Genomic DNA, 19,509 nt, shown 5'->3' on the forward strand with positions numbered 1-19,509 from the left:
ATGTGAAACAATCGTCTTTATCGCGTCACTGGTCCAGAATTCAGGTTCAACCCCGGAGTACACCGGAAGGACAGGCGCAGGCGTGGGCAGGACCGACGATTCGACATCGCTGAAAAGCACCCCCTTGATCGAGGCCGAGCGCCAGGTCGAGAGCTTCCGGCACGTGCGTGAGGCGCACCGGATGGAGCTGGTGGAGGACTATGTCGAGCTCATCTCGGACCTGCTGGCCGACGGCGGCGAGGCCCGCCAGGTCGACATCGCCACGCGCCTGGGCGTGGCCCAGCCGACGGTGGCGAAGATGCTGCGGCGCCTGGCCCGTGATGGCTGGGTGGTGCAGCGGCCGTACCGTGGCGTGTTCCTGACCCCGGAAGGCGAGGCGCTGGCCCATGCCAGCCGCCAGCGCCACCAGACCGTGGAGCGTTTCCTGCTGGCGCTGGGCGTGGACGCCGATACCGCACGCCGCGATGCCGAGGGCATCGAGCATCACGTGAGCGAACAGACGCTGGCGTTGTTCGAGGCGTTCGTACGGAAGGCCGAGGGCGGCTGAGCAGGCCGATGGCGCCGGGCCATGCGCGGCCGCAGGTTGGACATGCGGTGTGGGCAGGGAGGCAGGTCAGCGCCCTTTCCGGCGGAAAGGGATCCGCCCCCGGGGCCCGGTCGTCAGCCGCGCCGGAAGGCGGCGGGGGTACGGGCGCCGACGATGATCATGCGGATCATCGTGGAGATCTGATCGACCAGTTCCGGATCCTTCTCCGGCGGCAGGTCCATGGCGGTGGCGCCCATCGCGAATACCAGCCGCGTGATGGCCTTGGCCACCAGTTCCGGGGCATGCAGTACCGCACCATCCAGAGCGGCCAGGCGCACCAGGTCGTGCTGCAGCTCTTCCTCGAAATAGTGCAGCTCGCGTTCGACCGCGTGCTTGAAATCATCCGAGCCGACCGCGCCTTCGCGCAACAGCACGTGCAGCAGCTTGTCGTCGGCACGCAACTGCTCCATGAAGGTCTCCACCGACACGCGCACCACGCTGGTGGCGCTGGAGGTGGCGCGCTGGCGCGCCTCGCCGATGATGGTGCGCAGCGAGCGGCCGGCCACGTCGATCAGGGCCACGGCCAGTTCGTCCATGTCGCGGAACTGCCGATAGAAGCTGTTCGGGGCGATGCCCGCCTCGCGGGCCACTTCACGAAGGCTGAGCGTGGACAGGCTGCGGTGCGGCCCGATCAGCTTCAGAGCGGCAGCCAACAGATCTTCGCGGCTCACCGTTCGGCGGGCCGGGCTGTTGGCATCTTCGTTCGGCGTCAGGGCGGTGGCGGCGGCCATGGGTCTTCCGGTGAGGCAAGGCTGAATCATACCCAATCCGGTTCAATATACACATGTATACACAGGTGTATGTGCGCCCGTATAGTGCGCCCATGAGCGCTGTCGTCCGTCCGTCCCTGTTCTCTCCCTACCGCTGGGTCTCGCCGTCGCTGTTCGATTTCTGGGCGGGCCAGCTCAATCCCCTGTGGACCCTGCGCGAGCCGGTGGCCCGCCTGGTGCGGCGCGAGCCGGCCGGCGAGGGCGCGGCAACGCTGGTCCTGCGCACCAACCGGCACTGGGCCGGCATGCGCGCCGGCCAGCACGTCACCCTGGGCGTGGAGATTGAAGGGCGCCTGTGGCAGCGCAGCTACAGTCCGACGGTGCTGGGGCGGCGCGAACTGGCGATCACCGTCAAGGCGGTCGAGGGTGGCCGGGTCAGCCAGCATCTGGTCAACCACGCACGGCCGGGCGAACTGTTCCGTGTCGATGCCGCGTTCGGCGAGTTCCATATGCCCGCTGCCGCGCCGGTGCTGCTGCTGGCCGCCGGTAGTGGCATCACGCCGATGCGCAGCCTGCTGCGCGAGGCCTGCCAGCGTCCGTTGGCGGCGCCGGTGGACCTGTTCTACTGGGAGCGCACTGCCGCCCATGTGCAGTTCCGTGATGAACTGCAGGCGCTGGCCGCAGCGCAGCCGAATCTGCGCGTGCATCTGCTGGCCACCCGCGAAGGCGACACCCCGGCCGCGCGCATCGACAGGCATGACCTGCAGGTGCGCGGCGATGACACGCCGCTGGCACAGCGCCATGTGCTGGCCTGCGGCCCGGATGGATTTGTCGCCGCCGCGCGCGAACGCCTGGCGCACCAGGTGGCCGGGTTCCAGGCCGAGGCCTTCACGCCTCCGGCGCCGCTGCGTGACACCAGCAGCGAGGGTGAGGTGTCACTGACGTTGGCGCGCAGTGGTCGCCAGCTGAGCGTGCCGCGCGGCCGTTCGCTTCTGGAAAGCCTGGAAGCCCATGGCATCAAACCCAAGCACGGCTGCCGGATGGGCATCTGCAACACCTGCACCTGTGATCGCGTCGCTGGCGCCACCCGCCATCTGCGCACCGGCGAGCTGCACTCCGAATCGGCGCAGCCGGTGCGGATCTGCGTGAGCGCACCGACCACCGACCTGACCCTGGATCTCTGAGGACGCCTGCCATGACCCGCGCTACCGACCGTGCCCTGAGTACTGCCGAGATGCATGCCTTCGGCGAGGAACTCGACGCGATCCGCGACCGTGTGATCGGCAGCCTCGGCGCCTCCGATACCCGCTACATCCGCCGCGTCGCCGCTGCCGTGCGCTGGTTCGGCGTGGGCGGCCGTGGCCTGCTGTTCCTGGCGGCGTTCTCGCCGCTGTTCTGGATGCCGCTGCTGTGGCCGGCTGCGATCACCGGCACGCTGCTGCTGGCGCTGTCGAAGATCCTGGAGAACATGGAGCTGGGCCACAACGTCATGCACGGCCAGTTCGACTGGACCGGCGACCCCAAGCTCAACGGCAACACCTACGAGTGGGACATCGTGGCCACCGCCGACAACTGGCGCAAGACCCACAATTTCCGCCACCACACCTATACCAACGTGCGCGGCATGGACGATGACATCGGCTACGGCCTGCTGCGCATCTTCCCGGAACAGCGCTGGAAGCCGTTCTACCTGCTGCAGCCGATCATCGCGCCGATCTTCGCGCTGCTGTTCCAGTGGGGCGTGGCCGCGCAGGACCTGCGCCTGGGTCGTTGGCTGAAGGGGCGTATCAGCGGCCGCGCGATGTGGATGCAGACCCGCCCGGTGGCGCGCAAGATGGCCCGCCAGGTGCTGAAGGATTACGTGTTCTTCCCGCTGCTGGCCGGCCCGTTCTTCCTTACCGTGATGCTGGGCAACATGGTGGCCAATGGCCTGCGCAACATCTGGACCTACGTGATCATCTTCTGCGGCCATTTCACCGCCGAGTCGGAAACCTTCCCGAAGGAATGCCTGCGCAATGAGTCGCGCGGGCACTGGTACCTGCGCCAGCTGCGCGGTTCGTCCAACATCAGCGGCGGCTTCCTGATCAACGTGCTGTCAGGCAACCTCAGCCACCAGATCGAGCACCACTTCTACCCGGACCTGCCAGCCAACCGCTACGCGGCCATCGCCAAGGAAGTGAAGGACATCTGCCACCGTTACGGCCAGCACTACAACAACGGCTCGCTGCCGCGCCAGTTCGGCCAGGTGGTCTGGCGCATCCTGCGCCACGCCTTCCCGAGCAAGCCGCGCCGCCTGCCGATGGCGGACATCATGTCCGCACCGGCATCGGCCAACGCGGGCTGATCGGCTCAGCCCGCTTTCGCCGGGGCCGCCTGTTCGCGGTCCAGGCGACGCAGGAACACCTGCATTTCCCTGCGCGCCTGCTGGTCGCCCATGCTGCCGGCCACGCTCAAGCCGCGCTGCCAGGCTTCCCGTGCCGCCTGCGGCTGGCCACTGGCCAGCCACGCCTTGCCGAGCAGCTTCCAGGCCGCCGAGTACTGCGGGTCGAGCACCACGCAGCGGCCCAGATGGGTGGCCGCGCGCACCGGGTTGCCGGCATCCAGCCAGCCTTTGCCCAGGCCGAAGCGCAGCAACGCGCCGTCCTTGCCGGCGGCGAGCATGCATTCCAGTGCTTCGATGTTCATCAGCTTACCTCCACCAGCAGCTCGGCCGGACCGGGCTGGAAGCGGCCGCGATGGAACAGCAGCGGCGCGCCGCCGTTCTCGTGCACGTCGATGATGCGGCCGGCCAGCAGCAGGTGATCGCCCACCGGCCACTGTGCGTGGCGGGTACAGGTGAGGTGGGCCACCGCACCAGTGATCCGCGGCGGTGCGTCGTCAGTGTCATCCAGCAATGCCAGGCCATCGAAGCGGTTGCGTACCTGCGGATCGGCGAAGCGCCGGGCCAGTGCCTCCTGGTCGGCCGCCAGCACGCTGATCGCAAAGCGGGTGGCACGCTGGAAGGCGGACAGGCTCTGTGCGTGCAGCGCCAGGTTCCACAGCACCAGCGGTGGCTGCAGTGACATCGGAACGAACGAGTTGACGGTCAGGCCGACGGGTCTGCCCTGCGCATCGCGCGCGCAGACGATGGCCACGCCGGTCGGGAAATGGCCCAGCAGCCGCCGCAGTGCACGCGGCGGCATGGTGACCGAGGGCACTGGGGCCGGGGCGGGAAACACCCCCGCCCATGGCCCGGCATACGGTAGTGTCCCGCCGCTCATGAGGCCCGGGCCTGGCGGTAGCGCCGGCCGACTTCGGCCCAGTTGATGATGTTGAAGAACGCACCGATGTAGTCCGGGCGGCGGTTCTGGTAGTGCAGGTAGTAGGCGTGTTCCCAGACATCCAGTGCGAGGATCGGGGTGTTGCCGGACAGGCCCACGGCTGCACCCATCAGCGGGCTGTCCTGGTTGGCGCTGCTTTCCACCTGCAGGCGGCCATCGCGATCGCGGGTCAGCCAGGCCCAGCCGCTGCCGAAGCGGGTCTGCGCCGCCTTGCTGAACGCCTCCCTGAAGGCGTCGAAACCGCCGAGATCGCGGTCGATGGCGGCGGCCAGTTCATCATCGGGTGCACCACCGTTGGTGCTGAGTACGGTCCAGAACAGGCTGTGGTTGGCATGGCCACCGCCGTTGTTGCGGACCGCGCCCCGCTGCGCCTCGGGCACGGCATCGAGGTTGGCGATCAGTGCCTCGACCGGCTGTTCGGCGATGCCGGCCTGCTCGATGGCGGCATTGAGGTTGTTGACGTAGGTCTGGTGGTGCTTGCTGTGGTGGATCTCCATCGTGCGCGCATCGAAGTGCGGCTCGAGGGCGTCATAGGCGTAGGGAAGCGGGGGAAGCGAGTACGACATCGAAGCAATCTCCGTGGGGAAGGCCAGAGAGGCTGGCCGTGGGGAGACTGTTATCGCACCTCAACATTGGTTGAGGTCAAGGGCAGAGACTGAAATGCGTGCGCGTTCGTCGCCTTGATTCTTCCTGGCAGGCAGGGGCTGATGGGTCAGCGCAGGACACGCCGTGAACCCATCCATGGGGGCTCGATGGCGCCATCCGTGGCGCCAACGGTCCTGCGCTGACCCATCAGCCCCTGCAGGACAGCTCCCTGCGCTGGCGCGGAGACGGAGTCAAAGGCAGGAGCAGGAGCGACGTGGTAGTGCCGGCCGCTGGCTGGCAATCAGCGAAGGTCGGGTTGCCGGCCAGCGGCCGGCACTACCAGAACCCGCCTTTCGAGCCTCGCCAGCGCGCTGTTGCGCTGCCCGCGCTCGCAGGAAACTGTCAGGAGGGGGCGGGGGCCGCTGGACAGGACCGTTGGCGCCAAGGATGGCGCCATCGAGCACCATGGAGGGGCTTTTGCGTGTCCTGGCCAGCGGCCCCCGCCCCCTCCCACACGGATCAACAAAAGCGCCGGCAGGCGAACCAGCCGCCAGCGCCTTCATCAACTCAACTCAACCAGTCCTTGCACGCACCATCCACCTGTTCACCGCAGGCCTGCTGCATGCGCTGCTGCAACCGTGCCAATGTCTCGGTGCCCTGGTGCTTGCCGCTCCACGCCTTCAACTGCCCGGCCAGGCGCTCGAAGCGCTGGCGGGTGCGCTGGTGGTAGCCCGACGGCTGTGCCTGCAGTTCGGCGATCAGCGATGCGGTGGCCTGTTCGATGCGCGGTGCATCGTCCGGTGCCAGCTTCAGCAGGCCTTCCACATACAGCACGCCCCACTGCACGCGGGTGGCCGGACCCTGCGCACCGTCGTAGGCACGCTTCAACCACTCCAGTGCCCCGACGGTATCGCCGCGTTGTTCGGCCAGTTCGGCCAGTTCGGGCATGTAGTAGTACGGCTGCTCGCTGCGCTTCAATTCGGCCAACAACAGTGCCTCGGCACCCGCGTCGTCACCGACCTCGCGCAATGCGTATGCCGCGCTGCTGATCGTTGCCTGGCGTGCATGCACTTCGGTGGCGGCTGCATCGGCAGCGGCCACGCGCTGCTTGACCCGCTCAACCAGAACCGCAGGCAGTGCGCCCTTCGGCTGCTGCTGGCGGGCCAGCGATACTTCAGTCAGCGCACGCGACAACGCGTCGTCGGCGCGATCACCTCGCTCGGCGTCTGCGCGCTCCAGCGCGACCAGCAGCTGCTGCCCCAGCGTGTTGGTGGTGGCCGGCCCGGCACTGGCCTGCTTGACCAGCGAGGCGCCCGCAAAGCCCAGCAGTTCGCGGTTACGACGGACTTCGGCAGGTTGCGCCAGCACTGCCTGCAGCAGCTCGCGTACTTCGGTGGGCGAGCTGGCCGGCGTGTCCGCGGTGGCCAGGGCCAGCAGGGCGAAGCGGCGTCGCAGGGCAGCTTCGGGTGCGGCCTTGGACAGCTGGCGCAGCACATCCTGGCTCCGGCGCTCGCCGGCCAGGCGGTTGGCATCGACTTCCCAGCCGTAGTCGCCCAGCACCTGCCAGTCTTCGGCGCCCAGCTTGTCCGGCGTGGCCAGTGCAGTCGCCAGGGTGGCGGCGATGGCGCTGCGGCGACCGGCCGCGACGGTCAGCGCACGGGTCAGTTCGGCGGCGTCGTTGCCGCCGGCCACGCGGGTGAGCTCATTGCGCTGTGGGTCCAGCACGATCAGGGTCGGGTAGCCGCGTACGCCGAAGCGTTCGCCCCAGGCCTGCGCCCCTTCCTCGTCGCCATCCAGATAGACGGGAACGAATTTGCTGGTCAGCGCGATGAAGGCCGGGTCCTTGAACAGCCCGGCCTTGAGCTGGTTGCACGGCGGGCACCAGACCGCGCCCCAGTACAGCAGCACCGGCTTGCCGCTGTCGGCGGCCTCGGCGAAGGCGTCGTCGACGTCGCCCTGGCGCCAGGCGATGGCTGTGGCCGGTGCAGGGGCTTCGGCGGAGTTGGCGGTGGAAACCGGGGCTGGAGTGCAGGCGCTCAGCGCCGAAGCCAGCAGCAACACGGAAAGCGCGACGCGCATCGGCAGCATCTCGAAGGGCAGGGTGGCAGGCCATTGTAGGAACGGTCGGGGCAGCCTGCTGATTCAGTTTGCTTATGACGGGCGAGTGGCAGGGCATGACGCCGCCGGGCACTGGGCGGGGTGCAGGATCATGCCCGGCACCTGCCTTCAGGTGGCTGCACGCACCATCTGCTGGTAGACCAGCCCATTGAACTCGCCGACCTCGCCGTCCAGCACGAACCCATAACGCAGGTAGGTCGGCACTGCGTTGAGTGAGGCGCGCACGGTCAGCACGGGTTCGCGCACCTGCGGCAGCGCCGCCTCGAACAGCGAATGGCCGACGCCCTGGCCCTGGCAGGCGGGATCGACGAACAGCATCGCCAGGTGCCGGCCTTCCTTCAGCTCGACCACGCCGACGATGCGGCCGTCCTGCTCGGCCACCAGGATGTGGTTGTCGCCCTGCAGGCGTGCAGCGAACGCATCGGCGGCGGCGACACTGCCGAACGTGGCGACGCCGGCGTCGCTGAGCGAGGGCGCCACCGCCGCAGTGAACGCGGCCAGGCACACCGCGCTGATCGCGTGCAGGTCATCGACGTGGGCGGGGCGGATCCTCGGCATGCAGTGTTCTTCCGGTGGTGGGCGGTGCGTCATCGTTACCGCATGCCTGCACGCTAAGCTGCCGGCATGAGTGATTTCAATCCCGCTTACGCTGCGTTGTTTCCAGAGCAGGGCCTGAGCCTGGGCCTGATGACCCCGGTGGAGTCGCGGGGGCTGGCCGATCCGCAGGCGGCGCGGCGCATCGCACGGCTGGCCGACGATCTTGGCTTCGCTGCGTTGTGGGCGCGCGATGTGCCGCTGATGGTGCCACAGGGACCAGACGCGACAGCAAGTGCGCTGGACGATCCGTTCCTGTGGCTGGGCATGCTGGCGGCCGCGACCGAGCGCATCGTGGTCGGCAGTGCGGCCATCGTGCTGCCGCTGCGGCAACCGCTGCAGGTGGCGAAGTCGGCCTTGAGCCTGGACCGGATCAGCGGTGGACGCTTCGTGCTGGGACTGGGCTCCGGTGACCGCCCGGAAGAATTCGCTGCGTTTGGCGAGGATCTGGAGGGCAGGGCGGCGATCTTCCGCGAGCGCTGGTCGCTGCTGCGTGCGGCGCTGTCACCGGAGGCCGATGGGCGGGGTGCCGTACTGCAGGCAACCGGTGGCTTCGACGTGCTTCCAGCGCCCTCGGCGCGCATTCCGATGCTGGTGGTGGGTACCGCGCGGCAGAGCCTGCAGTGGATCGCGCGCGAGGCCGAAGGCTGGGCTACCTATCATCGCGAGGAGGCCGCGCAGGAAGGGCGTATCGGCCTGTGGCAGCAGGCGCTGGTGCAGCGCGGTGGGCCGGGCAAGCCGTTCGTGCAGTCGATGCTGCTGGATCTTCAGGCCGACCCGCAGGCGCCTCCGGCACCGCTGCCACTGGGCCTGAAGGTCGGCCGCGATGGGCTGCGCGATTATCTGCAGCGCGTGCACGCGCAGGGCGTGGCGCACGTGATGTTCAACCTGGTCGACAACGGGCGGCCGATGGATGCAGTGCTGCGCGAGATCGGTGAGCAGGTGTTGCCGGTGGTAGCCGCGCACCGACGGTAGAGTCGAGCCATGCTCGACTGTCGTTGATTCGGCATATCGTGCAGAAGCAGTCGAGCATGGCTCGACTCTACATGTGGCGTGCATCTGCGTATCATTCGCATTTGATATCCCGCTGACGGAGCCCCGCGTGACCCAACGTTCCACTCTGCACCCGACCGGACGCCTGTTCGCCGCGGTCGCTTTCATCGAGGCTGTGACCTGGGCCGGCCTGCTGATAGGCATGTGGATGAAGTACGGCCCGATGGCCAACGTGGCCCTGGTGAAGCTGTTCGGGCCGCTGCATGGGGTGGCCTTCCTGGTCTACGTCGCGGTCACCTTGTTCGCGGCGGTGCGCCTGCGCTGGCCGTGGTGGGCCAGTGCCCTTGCGCTGCTGGCAGCCATCCCGCCGCTGGTGACGCTGCCGCTGGAGTGGTGGTTCAAGCACCGAGGCCTGCTGGGGCTGCGTGCAATGCGCTGAACCCGCTGTTGCGCGCCCGTTCAAGAGAATGGGTATCAAATGCAAATACGAGCCGTTATCATTTGAGGGTGGCATCCGGTCCTGAGCGGGGCGGATGCGGGGCAGGGCACGCGGGCGTGCCCTGGGATCCTTCTCTGCTACGGCTGGTGTTCCATGCACGCACGTCCCGTCGTTCCCGGCTTGCCGGCGCTGGTGTTGGCGGCCCTGATCGGCACCATGGCGATGATGTCCTTTGTCGCGGTGATCGGCCCGGTGGTCCGCCTGCTCGGCCTGTCCGAGTGGCATGCCGGCCTGTCGGTCACCGCTGCCGGCGTGCTGTGGATGCTGGCCGCGCGCCCCTGGGGCCAGCTCAGCGACCGCATCGGCCGCAAGCGCGTGCTGATGCTGGCGATGAGCGCCTACACCGTGGTCTACATCGCGCTGGCGGTGTTCATTGATGTGGCGCTGCAGGCCGTGCCGCCGATGCTGGTCTCGGTGCTGGTGCTGGTCGGCACGCGCGGCTTGATCGGCCTGTTCTATGCCGCCGTGCCTCCTACCGCAGCCGCGCTGATCGCCGACAAGGCGCCGACCGGCCAACGTGCGAAGTTCCTGGCCCGCCTGGGCAGCGCCAACGCACTGGGGATGGTGCTGGGCCCAGCCGCCGCCGGTTGGCTGGCCTATACGAACCTGTCGCTGGCGCTGTACGTGGCCGCGCTGCTGCCGTTGCTGGCGCTGGCAATGCTGGCCTGGCGGCTGCCGGCTACACCGCCCGTGGTGGGCGCGTCCGCACAGCGCCGCGCACCGATGAGCCGCCTCGACTCGCGGTTGCGCCTGCCGCAGCTGGCAGCGTTCATCGCGATGGTCTCGGTGACCATCGCGCAGGTCACGGTCGGCTTCTTCGCGATTGATCGGCTGGGCCTGGATGCGGCTGCGGGCGCGCGCATGGCGGGCATTGCGCTGACCTCGGTTGGTGCCGGCTTGATCCTGGCGCAGGCGCTGGTGATGAAGCTGGAGGTACATCCACGCCGCTGGATCGTCCTTGGCGCCCTCATTTCCGGCATCGGCTTTGCGTCGGTGGCGGGCGTGCAGCAGGCTTGGCAGTTGCCTGCGGCCTACGCGCTGGCTGCATTCGGCATGGGTTTCGTATTCCCCTCGTTCCAGGCGCTGGCCGCCGATGCGGTGCAGGCGCACGAGCAGGGCGCCGCGGCCGGCACCGTGGCGGCCGCGCAGGGCCTGGGCATGGTGGCCGGGCCGATGCTCGGCACGCTGTTGTATCGCGGCGGGCCGAGCCTGCCTTACCTGCTGGTCGGCGCACTGCTGTTGTTGCTGTGCGCGCTGGCCGCAGCGCATCGGATGAAGGAGACCCCATGAACGATTCCCTGATGCAGGTCGGGTGGCCGGAGGCTGTGCCATCGCCAGTGGAGCACCTGGAAGATGCCTCGCTGTTCCTGTTGCAGCACGCCGGCCAGCATGTGCATGCGCGTGGCTGCCGCACGGCATTGTCCGCTGGGGTGCTGGCGACGCTGGCCGAACGTGCCGGCACGTTCTTTGCACAACAGCGCGGCGGGCCGGGCCTGCTGGTCGGTGCGGTGCCCTTCGAGCCGCGTGCCGACGATGCGTTGTACCAGCCCGAACGTGTGCTGCCGCCGTTGCCGTTGCAGCCGCAGGCACCACCGCCGCTGGACGGTGCCCTGCGCGCCGAGCCTGTGCCGCAGGCCTACGCGGCCGCAGTGGCGGCCGCGGTGCAGGTCCTGCGCGCACCGGAACACGGTCTGCGCAAGGTAGTGCTGGCACGCAGCCTGCTGGCACACACCCGCCATGCGTTGTCTCCGGAGGTGCTGCTGGCGCGGTTGGGTGCGGATCCCTCGGTGGCGACCTATGCGGTGCCGCTTCCGGTCGAACCGGGGCACGCACCGGCCTGGCTGGTCGGCGCAACACCGGAGCTGCTGCTGCGCAAGCGTGGCGCGGAGCTGTTGTCGCACCCGCTGGCTGGGTCTGCGCGTCGCCGCACCGATGCCGCCGAGGACGAGCGCGCGGCGCAGGCACTGCTGGCTTCGGCCAAGGATCACGATGAGCACCGGCACGTGGTCGAGGCGATTGTCGATGGGTTGGCACCCTACTGCCGCCACATCGATGCGCAACCACGTCCCGCGCTGCACGCCACAGCCAGCATGTGGCACCTGGGCACGCGCATCCATGCCACGCTGAAGGATCCGCGGACCTCGGCTGCCGTGCTGTTGGCACAGCTGCATCCCACGCCAGCGGTGTGCGGCACGCCGCGTGCGGCCGCGCTGCAGCGTATCCGCGAACTGGAGCCGGTGCCGCGCGGCTTCTATGCCGGCGCGGTCGGTTGGCTGGATGCACAAGGCGACGGCGACTGGCATGTGGCAATCCGCTGTGCGCGGCTGCAGGGCACGCAGCTGCGCCTGTACGCCGGCGCCGGCATCGTTGCCGAGTCACAGCCCGCGGCCGAGGTGGCCGAAACCGCGGCCAAGTTCGCTGCCCTGTTGAATGCGCTGGGTGTCCATGAATCCGCGGCCACCATCGAGCCTGCCGAATGAATACCTCCGCTGATTGCTCCCGCCTGCCACTGCAGCAGGTGTGGCCCGAAGAACTGGCCGCGCACTATCGCCAGGCCGGTCACTGGCGTGGCGAGACGTTTCCGGCGTTCCTGCGCGAACGCGCGGAACGCTATGCCGACGACATCGCGGTGGTCGCCGGTGATGCCCGCCTGAGCTACGCGCAGCTTTGGCACGAAGCCGGGCGCATCGGTGCCGGCCTGCTGGCGCTCGGCCTGCGGCAGGGGGAGCGGGTGCTGGTGCAGCTGGGCAACACGGCAGGCTTCATCACCACAGTCTGCGGCCTGTTCCGCGCCGGGCTGGTGCCGGTCTACGCGTTGCCGGCGCACCGCATCACCGAGCTGGTGCACTTCGCCACCAAGGCCGAGGCCAGTGCCTACATCACCACCGGGCTGCACGATGGTTTCGATCATCGCGGGCTGGCGCGGGCGCTGCAGGCCGAAGTGCCGGCGGTTCGCCATGTGGTGATCGACGGCGATGCGGCGGAGTTCATCGCGCTGGAGGCGCTGCAGGGCGATCGCAGCCAGCTGCCAGCCGATCCGGACCCGCAGTCGGTGGCGTTCCTGCAGATTTCCGGAGGCAGCACCGGGCTGTCCAAGCTGATTCCGCGCACCCACGACGACTACATCTATTCGTTCCGCGCCAGCAATGACCTCTGCGGCATCGACCGCGACAGCGTCTATCTGGTTGCGCTGCCGGCCGCGCACAATTTCCCGATGAGCTCGCCGGGCTTCTTCGGCGCGCTGTATGCCGGCGCCCGCGTCGTGCTCAGCCCGGGCCCCGGACCGGATGTCGCGTTCCCGCTGATCGCCCGCGAGAAGGTGACCTGCTGCGGCCTGGTGCCGCCGCTGGCGTTGCTGTGGGCACAGGCCGCCACCACCAGCAAGCATGACCTGTCCAGCCTGCAGGTACTGCAGGTAGGCGGGGCCAAGCTGGTGCCGGAGGCCGCGCGGCGGGTCATCGACGGCCTTGGCTGCACGTTGCAGCAGGTGTTCGGCATGGCCGAAGGCCTGGTCAACTACACCCGGCTGGATGATCCGGAAGCATTGATCGTGGCCTGCCAGGGCCGGCCGATCAGCCCGGATGACGAAGTCCGCGTGGTCGATGACCATGACCAGCCGGTGGCCGAGGGCGAGGTGGGGCATCTGCTCACCCGTGGCCCGTACACCATCCGTGGCTATCACAACGATGCGGTAGCCAATGCGCGCTCGTTCACCGACGACGGCTTCTATCGCACCGGCGACCGTGTGCAGCAGCTGCCCGGAGGCTACCTGGTGGTGCAGGGCCGCGCCGGTGACCACATCAACCGTGCCGGCGAGAAGATCTCCGCCGAGGAGATCGAGGACCACCTGCTGGCACACCCTGGCGTGTTCGATGCTGCCGTGGTCTCCATTCCCGACGAGTACCTGGGCGAGCGCAGCTGTGCCTTCGTGATTCCGCAGGGCGAACCGTTCAAGGCGCCGGCACTGAAGGCGTGGATGCGCGGGCGCGGCCTGGCGGCGTTCAAGGTGCCCGACCAGGTCGTGTTCGTCGACAGCTTCGATACCACCGCGGTCGGCAAGATCAGCCGCCGCGAACTGCGCGCGCAGCTGCGTGCGCGTCATCTGCAACAGACAGGAGGAACGCGCTGATGGCGCTGCCCCGTATCACTGGTTATCCCTTGCCGACCGCCGCCGAACTGCCGCAGGCGCGTGGCCCGTGGCGCCCGCAGCGCGATCGGATCGCGCTGCTGGTGCATGACATGCAGCGCTACTTCCTGGCCGCGTTCGACGCCGGCAACGCACCGCTGCGGCCGGCCGTGGACAACATCGCACGCCTGCTGTCGCATTGCCGCGCGCACGGTATTCCGGTGTTCTACACCGCCCAGCATGGCGACCAGGATCGCCGTGACCGTGGCCTGCAGGCCGACCTGTGGGGCCCGGGCATGCGCCGCAGCGCCGACCATGAACCGATCATCGAAGTGCTGGCGCCACAGCCGGGCGAGCACGTGCTGGTCAAGCACCGCTACAGCGCGTTCCAGCGCAGCAACCTGGAGACGCTGATGCGGGTACGTGGCCGTGACCAGCTGCTGGTAACCGGCGTGTACGCCCATATCGGCTGCACCGCGACAGCGGTGGAAGCCTTCCAGCGTGACATCGAGGCCTTCATCGCCGCCGATGCAGTGGCCGATTTCTCGCGTGCCGACCACGATCAGGCACTGCATTGGATCGCGCGCACTTGTGGCGTGCCGATGACCACCGACCAGCTGCTGGGGGTGCTGTGATGGCTACCACGGGTGAGGTGCTGGATCTGGAGCGGATGCGCGCCGATGTTGCGCGGGTGCTGGACTGCACGCCGGATGAGATCGGTAACGACGACAACCTGATGGATCTGGACCTGGATTCAATGCGCATGCTTGGCCTGGTACTGGCGTGGAGCAACACCGGACTGCCGCTGGAGTTCTCGCAGCTGGCCGAGCACACCACGCTGCGCCAGTGGTGGAGTGTGGTGCAGACGCTGCAGGCATCACAGGGCGCATGAACGCCATTGCGCTGTCCACGCCGGTGGCATTGACCGAGGCGCAGGCCGGATTGTGGTTCGCGCAGCGGCTGGCGCCGGACAATCCGTCCTTCAACACTGCCCATGCCGTGTGGATTGACGGTCCGCTGGACGTGCCGGCGTTCGTGGCGGCCGCCAACCAGGCCGCCATCGAGGCACAGGCGCTCGCGCTGCGCTTTGCCGAAGGGGCCGATGGCCAGCCGCTGCAGTGGCATGACCCGTCGCATGCGCCGCAGTTGTCGATGCATGACCTGTCCGCAGACGCCGATCCGGAGTGCACAGTGCGCCGCCTGATGCAGGCCGATCGCCTCAATGCGGTCGATCCCACCCGCGACCGGATCAGCCAGCAGGCGCTGTTCAACCTGGGGGCACAGCGTTGGGTCTGGTACCTGCGCGTGCACCATCTGGCTGCCGATGGCTATGGCATGGCGCTGTTCAGCGACCGGGTCTGCGCGCTCTATGCAGGGCGCGGGGGCGATACGCTTCCGGGGCTTGCGGGCGTGCTGGCCGATGATCTTGCCTACCGTATCGACCCGCGCCGTGCGCAGGCGGGGCAGTGGTGGCGCGAGCAGATGCAGGGCGCACCGGCCGGGGCCGGCCTGTACGGTACCGTGGCCGCCAGTCACGATGCGCTGCGCTGGGTGCAGCCGCTGGATGCGGCGTTCCGCGAACGTCTGCTGCAGGTTTCGGCGAGCTGGCTGCAACCGTGGCCGGATGTGCTGGCCGCGCTGGCGGCCGAGTACCTGCGGCGCATGGGCGCTGCCGATGAGGTGGTGCTGGGTGTGCCCTACATGGGGCGGCTCGGCAACGCGTCGGCGCGTGTACCGGCGATGGTGATGAATGTGTTGCCGCTGCGCGTGGCGGCCGGTGAGGGCAGCGTCGAGGCGTTCACGCGTCGGCTCGGCCGCCAGCTGAGCCAGGGCCGCAGGCACGGCCGCTACCGGGGTGAGCAGCTGCGCCGTGATCTCGGCCTGGTCGGCGCGCAGCAGCGCCTGCATGGTCCGCTGGTGAATGTACAGCCGTTCTACAGGCCGCTGGCGCTGACCGGTGTGCAGGCGACGCTGGAGGTGCTGTGCACCGGGCCGGTGGATGACCTGACGCTGGGCTTCCGTGGCGACGGCCAGCGCCTGCTGGATCTGGAGATCGAGGCCAATCCCGCGCTTTACAGTCGCGAGGATGTCGAGGCCCACGCGGCGCGGTTGCTGCATTTCGTGTCCGCAGCACTGCAGGCTGACGATATTGCCGCGGTGCCTCTGGCGACGCCCGTGGAGGCGCAGCAGGTGCTGCAGGGTTTCAATGCCACCGCGCACGCGCTTCCTGAGACCACCCTGGTTGAATTGCTGCAGCAGGGCATGGATCGGGACCCGCACGCGCCTGCGCTGTTGCTCGGCGACGCTGCCTTGGATTACGCAACGCTGGAAGCGCGCAGTTTCGCGCTGGCGGCACAGCTGCGGGCGATGGATGTCGGCCCGGGCAGCGTAGTGGCGGTGGCGTTGCCGCGCTCGCTGGAGCTGGTGATCGCGCTGGTCGCGGTGCTGCGGGCAGGCGCGGCCTACCTGCCGCTGGACCTTGCCCATCCCGATGAGCGCCTGGCGCGTATTCTTGCCTCGGCGCAGCCGGTGTGCGTACTGGCTGCGGCGGACGTATCGTCGCGTATGGCTGGCGTACCGGTGCTCGCGCCCGAACAGTGGACCGCGCTGAGCTTTGCCGCACCGTGGGCCGACCCGGCACCCGATGACGCGGCCTATGTGATCTATACCTCCGGCTCGACCGGCGAGCCCAAGGGTGTGGTGATCGAGCACCGCGCCATCGTCAACCGCCTGCTGTGGATGCGCGAGCATTACGGCATCCGCGCCGATGACCGGATCCTGCAGAAGACGCCGGCCACCTTCGATGTCTCGGTCTGGGAGTTCTTCCTGCCGCTGCTGTGCGGTGCCACGCTGGTGATTGCCGGGCCGGACGCGCATCGTGATCCCACCGAACTGGCGCGCCTGATCCGCGGGCATGGCATCACCACGGCGCATTTCGTGCCGTCGATGCTCGATGCCTTCCTCGCTGCGCCGGCCTCGGCGGGGCTGCAGCTGCGCCGGGTGTTCACCAGTGGCGAGGCGCTGGACGCCTCGCTGCGCGATCACTTCCACACACGCGTGCAGGCCGAGCTGCACAACCTGTATGGCCCGACCGAAGCGGCCGTGGACGTCAGCTATTGGCCGGCGTCGGCGCAGGATCGCTCGCGGCCGGTGCCGATCGGGTTCCCGGTCTGGAACACCCGCCTGTACGTGCTGGATGCCCGGATGCAGCCTGTGCCGGTGGGTGTAGCCGGTGACCTGTACCTGGGCGGCGTGCAACTGGCACGTGGCTATCTCGGTCGCGACGACCTGACCGCCGAGCGCTTCCTCGCCGATCCGTTCCTGCCTGGCGAACGCATCTATCGCACCGGCGACGTGGCGCGCTGGCGCGCCGATGGTTCGGTCGAGTACCCGGGCCGCAGCGACCATCAGGTGAAGCTGCGCGGCCTGCGCATCGAGCTGGGCGAGATCGAGGCGGCACTGCGCGAACTGCCTGGCATCGTGCGCGCGGAAGTGCTGCTGCGGCAGGACGCGCCCGGCGATGCCCGGCTGGTGGCCTACGTGCCAACCGCGCTTGCCGACCCCGTCATGCTGCGCAGCCATCTGGCCATGCGCGTGCCGGATTACATGGTGCCCTCGGCATTTGTCGGTGTGGACCACTGGCCGGTGACCGCCAACGGCAAGCTCGACCGCAATGCCTTGCCGAAGCCGCCGCAGAACGAGATTGCCGGACTGGCGCCGCGCACGCCGCTGGAGCAGGAGCTGGCCGCGCTGTTCGCCCAGGCGCTGGGCCGCGATGCGCCCGTGGCAGTGGATGCGGACTTCTTCAGCCTCGGCGGCGACTCGCTGTCGGCGGTGCACCTGCTGCTGGCCATCGAACAGCGCTGGCGCTGTGATCTGGGCCTGGGTGCCTTGTTCGCGCAGCCCACCGTGGCCGCGCTGGCGGTTCGTGTTGCCGAACCGCCCGCACTGGCCGACCACGCGCTGGGGCCGGTGATCGCGTTGGCCGCGACCGACGCTGCCGGGCCCACGCCGCTGTTCGTGCTGCACCCGGCCGGTGGCATCGCCTGGAATTACCGGACCCTGGCCCGGGCGCTGCACCCGGTGCGCCCGGTGTACGGCCTGCAGTCGCCTGCGCTGGACGCGCGGCTGCCTCTGCCGAGCAGCATCGAGGCGATGGCCAATGAGTACGTACAGCGCGTGGTCGCGCTGCAGCCGAAGGGGCCGCTGCATCTGCTGGGCTGGTCGGTCGGCGGCATCCTCGCCCAGGCGATGGCGGTGCGCCTGCATGAGATCGGACGCGAGGTGGGTGAGCTGGTGCTGCTCGATGCCTATCCCAGTGAATGCTGGAGGGATGAGCCGGAGCCCGACCCGATTGCCGCGTTGCGTGCGCTGCTGGCCATTGCCGGCCATGATCCGGACGCGCATCCGGAGCTGGACAGCCGCGAGCGCATCCTGGCCTTCCTGCGCCGCGGCGGCAGTGCGCTGGGCAGCCTGCCGGATGTGGTGCTCGACGGCGTGGTGCGCGCGGTGACCGGCACCAACCGATTGATACGCGAACACATCCATCGGCCCTTCGACGGGACGCTGGTACACGTGCGTGCAGGGCGCGATCACCAGGCGCGGCCGCAGCTGCAGTCGGAGCTGTGGCGTGCACATGCGCGCGCGGTGCAGGCGCTGGAGCTGCCGTTCGTGCATGCCGAACTGACCGGGCGCGACGCAGTGGCGCAGCTGGCGCCGTGGTTGTCGGCGCGGCTGCGCCACTGGGACGAGCAACAGGAGATCGCAGCATGCAGTTGACCGGTTTTGAAGGCCGCGTGGCATTGGTGACCGGTGCCGCGGGCGGCATCGGCGAGGCACTGGTGCGGTTGTTGGCCGAGGCAGGTTGCATCGTGGTGGCGACCGATCGCGAAGCGCCTGTTACGGGAGATGTGCGTGTGCACGCCTTTGCGCTCGACGTAACCGACAGCGGCGCGGTGGACGCCCTGGTGGATCAGGTCGAGTCCAGCATCGGGCCGATCACGCTGGCCGCCAGTGTGGCCGGCGTACTGCATGTGGGCGGTGTCACCGAAACCGGCAACGATGATTGGCGCCGGGTGTTCGCAGTGAATGCCGATGGCGTGTTCCATGTCGGTCGTGCGCTCGCGCGGGTGATGCCGCCGCGCGGGCAGGGCGCCATCGTGACCGTCAGTTCCAATGCGGCCGGCGTCCCCCGGCATGGCATGGCAGCGTATGCCGCATCCAAGGCCGCAGCGACCATGTTCACACGGTGCCTCGGGCTGGAGCTGGCGCCGCTGGGCATCCGCTGCAACATCGTTGCCCCGGGCTCGACGCTGACCCCGATGCAGACCGGCATGTGGCGGGACGAGCACGGTGCCGAGCGGGTGATCGCAGGCAACCTGGAGACCTACAAGGCCGGCATTCCACTGCGCAAACTCGCCACCCCAGAGGATGTCGCCCATTCGGTGATGTTCCTGCTCTCCGAGCAAGCCGGGCACGTGGCGATGAGCGATCTGTATGTCGACGGCGGCGCCACCCTGCGCGGCTGAGCTCCGAGCGCCTCTGCCTGGGCCGACACTCGATCATCGGCCAATTCTACGTTCTGACAACGACCACACATCAGCGTCGCCGGCTCTTGGAAAGCAAAGCTGCAGCATGTGCAATCGACCAGTTTCACTACATCAAACAGCGCGGGCTCGTACAGTCACACGCATGGGTCGTCATGCCGGATCACGTCCACTGGATGTTCGAGCTGCGCGCAGCTCACCTTCCAGACATCGCGCGCCGGATGAAATCGTCGAGCGCGCTTGCTCTGAATCGCTTGGCGGGGCGTCGATGTACGGTGTGGCAGCCTGGCTGCTTTGATCATGCAGTGAGGGCCGAGGAGTCGCTGGCGCGACAAGCGCTGTACATCCTGGGGAATCCGGTACGCGCCGGTCTTGCTGGGCAGATTGGCGAGTATCCGTATGCATGGCCGGCCTGGTTCTGATGCCGGCCAG

At 68.5% G+C, this 19,509-nt stretch carries 19 protein-coding genes; 13 read left to right on the forward strand and 6 right to left on the reverse strand.

The features are described 5' to 3' along the window. Positions 1-82: 82 nt before the first annotated feature. Positions 83-547: a manganese-binding transcriptional regulator MntR gene (gene mntR, locus ARC23_RS03775; RefSeq protein WP_057495999.1), complete on the forward strand. Its 465-nt coding sequence runs from the start codon at positions 83-85 to the stop codon at positions 545-547. A 113-nt stretch (positions 548-660) separates the two neighbouring features. Here mntR and fabR read toward each other — a convergent pair whose 3' ends face one another. Beyond that, positions 661-1,317: an HTH-type transcriptional repressor FabR gene (gene fabR / locus ARC23_RS03780; protein WP_057496000.1), complete on the reverse strand. Its 657-nt coding sequence runs from the start codon at positions 1,315-1,317 to the stop codon at positions 661-663. A gap of 92 nt (positions 1,318-1,409) precedes the next feature. Between fabR and ARC23_RS03785 the strand changes: the two genes are divergently transcribed. Together ARC23_RS03785 and ARC23_RS03790 are read left to right on the forward strand one after the other, a co-directional pair. After that, a complete protein-coding gene (locus tag ARC23_RS03785) occupies positions 1,410-2,480 on the forward strand; it encodes a ferredoxin reductase (protein WP_057496001.1) in 1,071 nt (356 codons plus the stop codon). Between the two features lie 11 nt (positions 2,481-2,491). Then, positions 2,492-3,640 (forward strand): fatty acid desaturase family protein, encoded by a 1,149-nt coding sequence (locus ARC23_RS03790; RefSeq protein WP_057496002.1) that lies wholly within the window; start codon positions 2,492-2,494, stop codon positions 3,638-3,640. Positions 3,641-3,645: 5 nt separating this feature from the next. On the opposite strand, the gene ARC23_RS03795 is transcribed toward ARC23_RS03790, so the two are convergent. The 5 genes from ARC23_RS03795 to ARC23_RS03815 form a co-directional block, all read right to left on the reverse strand. Continuing rightward, positions 3,646-3,981 (reverse strand): tetratricopeptide repeat protein, encoded by a 336-nt coding sequence (locus tag ARC23_RS03795; protein ID WP_057496003.1) that lies wholly within the window; start codon positions 3,979-3,981, stop codon positions 3,646-3,648. Further along, the gene (locus ARC23_RS03800) at positions 3,981-4,556 is read right to left on the reverse strand and encodes a flavin reductase family protein (protein ID WP_057496004.1); all 576 of its coding nucleotides are present in this window, start codon (positions 4,554-4,556) and stop codon (positions 3,981-3,983) included. Before ARC23_RS03800 ends, ARC23_RS03795 begins: the two co-directional genes overlap by 1 nt. After that, entirely contained in the window at positions 4,553-5,182 is a 630-nt protein-coding gene (locus tag ARC23_RS03805) for a superoxide dismutase (protein WP_057496005.1), read from the reverse strand. The genes ARC23_RS03800 and ARC23_RS03805 overlap by 4 nt, the downstream gene beginning before the upstream one ends. A 586-nt stretch (positions 5,183-5,768) precedes the next feature. Beyond that, positions 5,769-7,289, reverse strand: coding sequence for a thioredoxin family protein (locus ARC23_RS03810; protein ID WP_057496006.1), 1,521 nt, complete (start codon positions 7,287-7,289; stop codon positions 5,769-5,771). 138 nt (positions 7,290-7,427) lie between these two features. Then, a complete protein-coding gene (locus ARC23_RS03815; protein WP_057496007.1) occupies positions 7,428-7,877 on the reverse strand; it encodes a GNAT family N-acetyltransferase in 450 nt (149 codons plus the stop codon). 66 nt (positions 7,878-7,943) lie between these two features. On the opposite strand from ARC23_RS03815, the gene ARC23_RS03820 reads away from it, so the two are divergent. From ARC23_RS03820 to ARC23_RS20285, 10 genes are all read left to right on the forward strand, one after another. Beyond that, positions 7,944-8,888 carry a TIGR03571 family LLM class oxidoreductase gene (locus ARC23_RS03820; protein ID WP_057496008.1) on the forward strand — a complete coding sequence of 315 codons (945 nt, stop codon included), beginning with the start codon at positions 7,944-7,946 and terminating at the stop codon, positions 8,886-8,888. 127 nt (positions 8,889-9,015) lie between these two features. After that, entirely contained in the window at positions 9,016-9,345 is a 330-nt protein-coding gene (locus ARC23_RS03825) for a DUF3817 domain-containing protein (RefSeq protein ID WP_203226336.1), read from the forward strand. Positions 9,346-9,498: 153 nt separating this feature from the next. Beyond that, positions 9,499-10,695 carry an MFS transporter gene (locus ARC23_RS03830; RefSeq protein ID WP_057496009.1) on the forward strand — a complete coding sequence of 399 codons (1,197 nt, stop codon included), beginning with the start codon at positions 9,499-9,501 and terminating at the stop codon, positions 10,693-10,695. Then, complete coding sequence (locus ARC23_RS03835) at positions 10,692-11,885, forward strand: isochorismate synthase (RefSeq protein ID WP_057496010.1); 1,194 nt, start codon at positions 10,692-10,694, stop codon at positions 11,883-11,885. Before ARC23_RS03830 ends, ARC23_RS03835 begins: the two co-directional genes overlap by 4 nt. After that, positions 11,882-13,534, forward strand: coding sequence for a (2,3-dihydroxybenzoyl)adenylate synthase (locus tag ARC23_RS03840; RefSeq protein ID WP_057496011.1), 1,653 nt, complete (start codon positions 11,882-11,884; stop codon positions 13,532-13,534). The genes ARC23_RS03835 and ARC23_RS03840 overlap by 4 nt, the downstream gene beginning before the upstream one ends. Beyond that, positions 13,534-14,166: an isochorismatase family protein gene (locus tag ARC23_RS03845; protein WP_057496012.1), complete on the forward strand. Its 633-nt coding sequence runs from the start codon at positions 13,534-13,536 to the stop codon at positions 14,164-14,166. Before ARC23_RS03840 ends, ARC23_RS03845 begins: the two co-directional genes overlap by 1 nt. Beyond that, entirely contained in the window at positions 14,166-14,423 is a 258-nt protein-coding gene (locus ARC23_RS03850) for a phosphopantetheine-binding protein (RefSeq protein ID WP_057496013.1), read from the forward strand. Before ARC23_RS03845 ends, ARC23_RS03850 begins: the two co-directional genes overlap by 1 nt. Next, positions 14,420-18,310 carry an enterobactin synthase subunit F gene (locus ARC23_RS03855; RefSeq protein WP_057496014.1) on the forward strand — a complete coding sequence of 1,297 codons (3,891 nt, stop codon included), beginning with the start codon at positions 14,420-14,422 and terminating at the stop codon, positions 18,308-18,310. The genes ARC23_RS03850 and ARC23_RS03855 overlap by 4 nt, the downstream gene beginning before the upstream one ends. Beyond that, a complete protein-coding gene (locus ARC23_RS03860; protein ID WP_057496015.1) occupies positions 18,301-19,059 on the forward strand; it encodes a 2,3-dihydro-2,3-dihydroxybenzoate dehydrogenase in 759 nt (252 codons plus the stop codon). Before ARC23_RS03855 ends, ARC23_RS03860 begins: the two co-directional genes overlap by 10 nt. After that, positions 19,056-19,499, forward strand: a complete 444-nt coding sequence (locus ARC23_RS20285; protein WP_080393010.1) for an REP-associated tyrosine transposase — start codon at positions 19,056-19,058, stop codon at positions 19,497-19,499. The genes ARC23_RS03860 and ARC23_RS20285 overlap by 4 nt, the downstream gene beginning before the upstream one ends. Positions 19,500-19,509: the final 10 nt, after the last annotated feature.

The sequence above is a fragment of the Stenotrophomonas beteli genome (assembly GCF_001431665.1).
Classification (GTDB): Bacteria; Pseudomonadota; Gammaproteobacteria; order Xanthomonadales; family Xanthomonadaceae; genus Stenotrophomonas; species Stenotrophomonas beteli.

Excerpts from the sequence above, each read along its gene's own strand:
- ARC23_RS03785 (WP_057496001.1), top strand. The coding sequence starts at position 1,410 with ATGAGCGCTGTCGTCCGTCCGTCCCTGTTCTCTCCCTACCGCTGGGTC.
- ARC23_RS03790 (WP_057496002.1), top strand. The coding sequence starts at position 2,492 with ATGACCCGCGCTACCGACCGTGCCCTGAGTACTGCCGAGATGCATGCC.
- ARC23_RS03810 (WP_057496006.1), bottom strand. The coding sequence starts at position 7,289 with ATGCTGCCGATGCGCGTCGCGCTTTCCGTGTTGCTGCTGGCTTCGGCG.
- fabR (WP_057496000.1), bottom strand. The coding sequence starts at position 1,317 with ATGGCCGCCGCCACCGCCCTGACGCCGAACGAAGATGCCAACAGCCCG.
- ARC23_RS03800 (WP_057496004.1), bottom strand. The coding sequence starts at position 4,556 with ATGAGCGGCGGGACACTACCGTATGCCGGGCCATGGGCGGGGGTGTTT.
- ARC23_RS03815 (WP_057496007.1), bottom strand. The coding sequence starts at position 7,877 with ATGCCGAGGATCCGCCCCGCCCACGTCGATGACCTGCACGCGATCAGC.
- ARC23_RS03860 (WP_057496015.1), top strand. The coding sequence starts at position 18,301 with ATGCAGTTGACCGGTTTTGAAGGCCGCGTGGCATTGGTGACCGGTGCC.
- ARC23_RS03850 (WP_057496013.1), top strand. The coding sequence starts at position 14,166 with ATGGCTACCACGGGTGAGGTGCTGGATCTGGAGCGGATGCGCGCCGAT.
- ARC23_RS03820 (WP_057496008.1), top strand. The coding sequence starts at position 7,944 with ATGAGTGATTTCAATCCCGCTTACGCTGCGTTGTTTCCAGAGCAGGGC.
- ARC23_RS03845 (WP_057496012.1), top strand. The coding sequence starts at position 13,534 with ATGGCGCTGCCCCGTATCACTGGTTATCCCTTGCCGACCGCCGCCGAA.
- ARC23_RS03835 (WP_057496010.1), top strand. The coding sequence starts at position 10,692 with ATGAACGATTCCCTGATGCAGGTCGGGTGGCCGGAGGCTGTGCCATCG.
- ARC23_RS03855 (WP_057496014.1), top strand. The coding sequence starts at position 14,420 with ATGAACGCCATTGCGCTGTCCACGCCGGTGGCATTGACCGAGGCGCAG.
- ARC23_RS03830 (WP_057496009.1), top strand. The coding sequence starts at position 9,499 with ATGCACGCACGTCCCGTCGTTCCCGGCTTGCCGGCGCTGGTGTTGGCG.
- ARC23_RS03840 (WP_057496011.1), top strand. The coding sequence starts at position 11,882 with ATGAATACCTCCGCTGATTGCTCCCGCCTGCCACTGCAGCAGGTGTGG.
- ARC23_RS03805 (WP_057496005.1), bottom strand. The coding sequence starts at position 5,182 with ATGTCGTACTCGCTTCCCCCGCTTCCCTACGCCTATGACGCCCTCGAG.
- ARC23_RS03795 (WP_057496003.1), bottom strand. The coding sequence starts at position 3,981 with ATGAACATCGAAGCACTGGAATGCATGCTCGCCGCCGGCAAGGACGGC.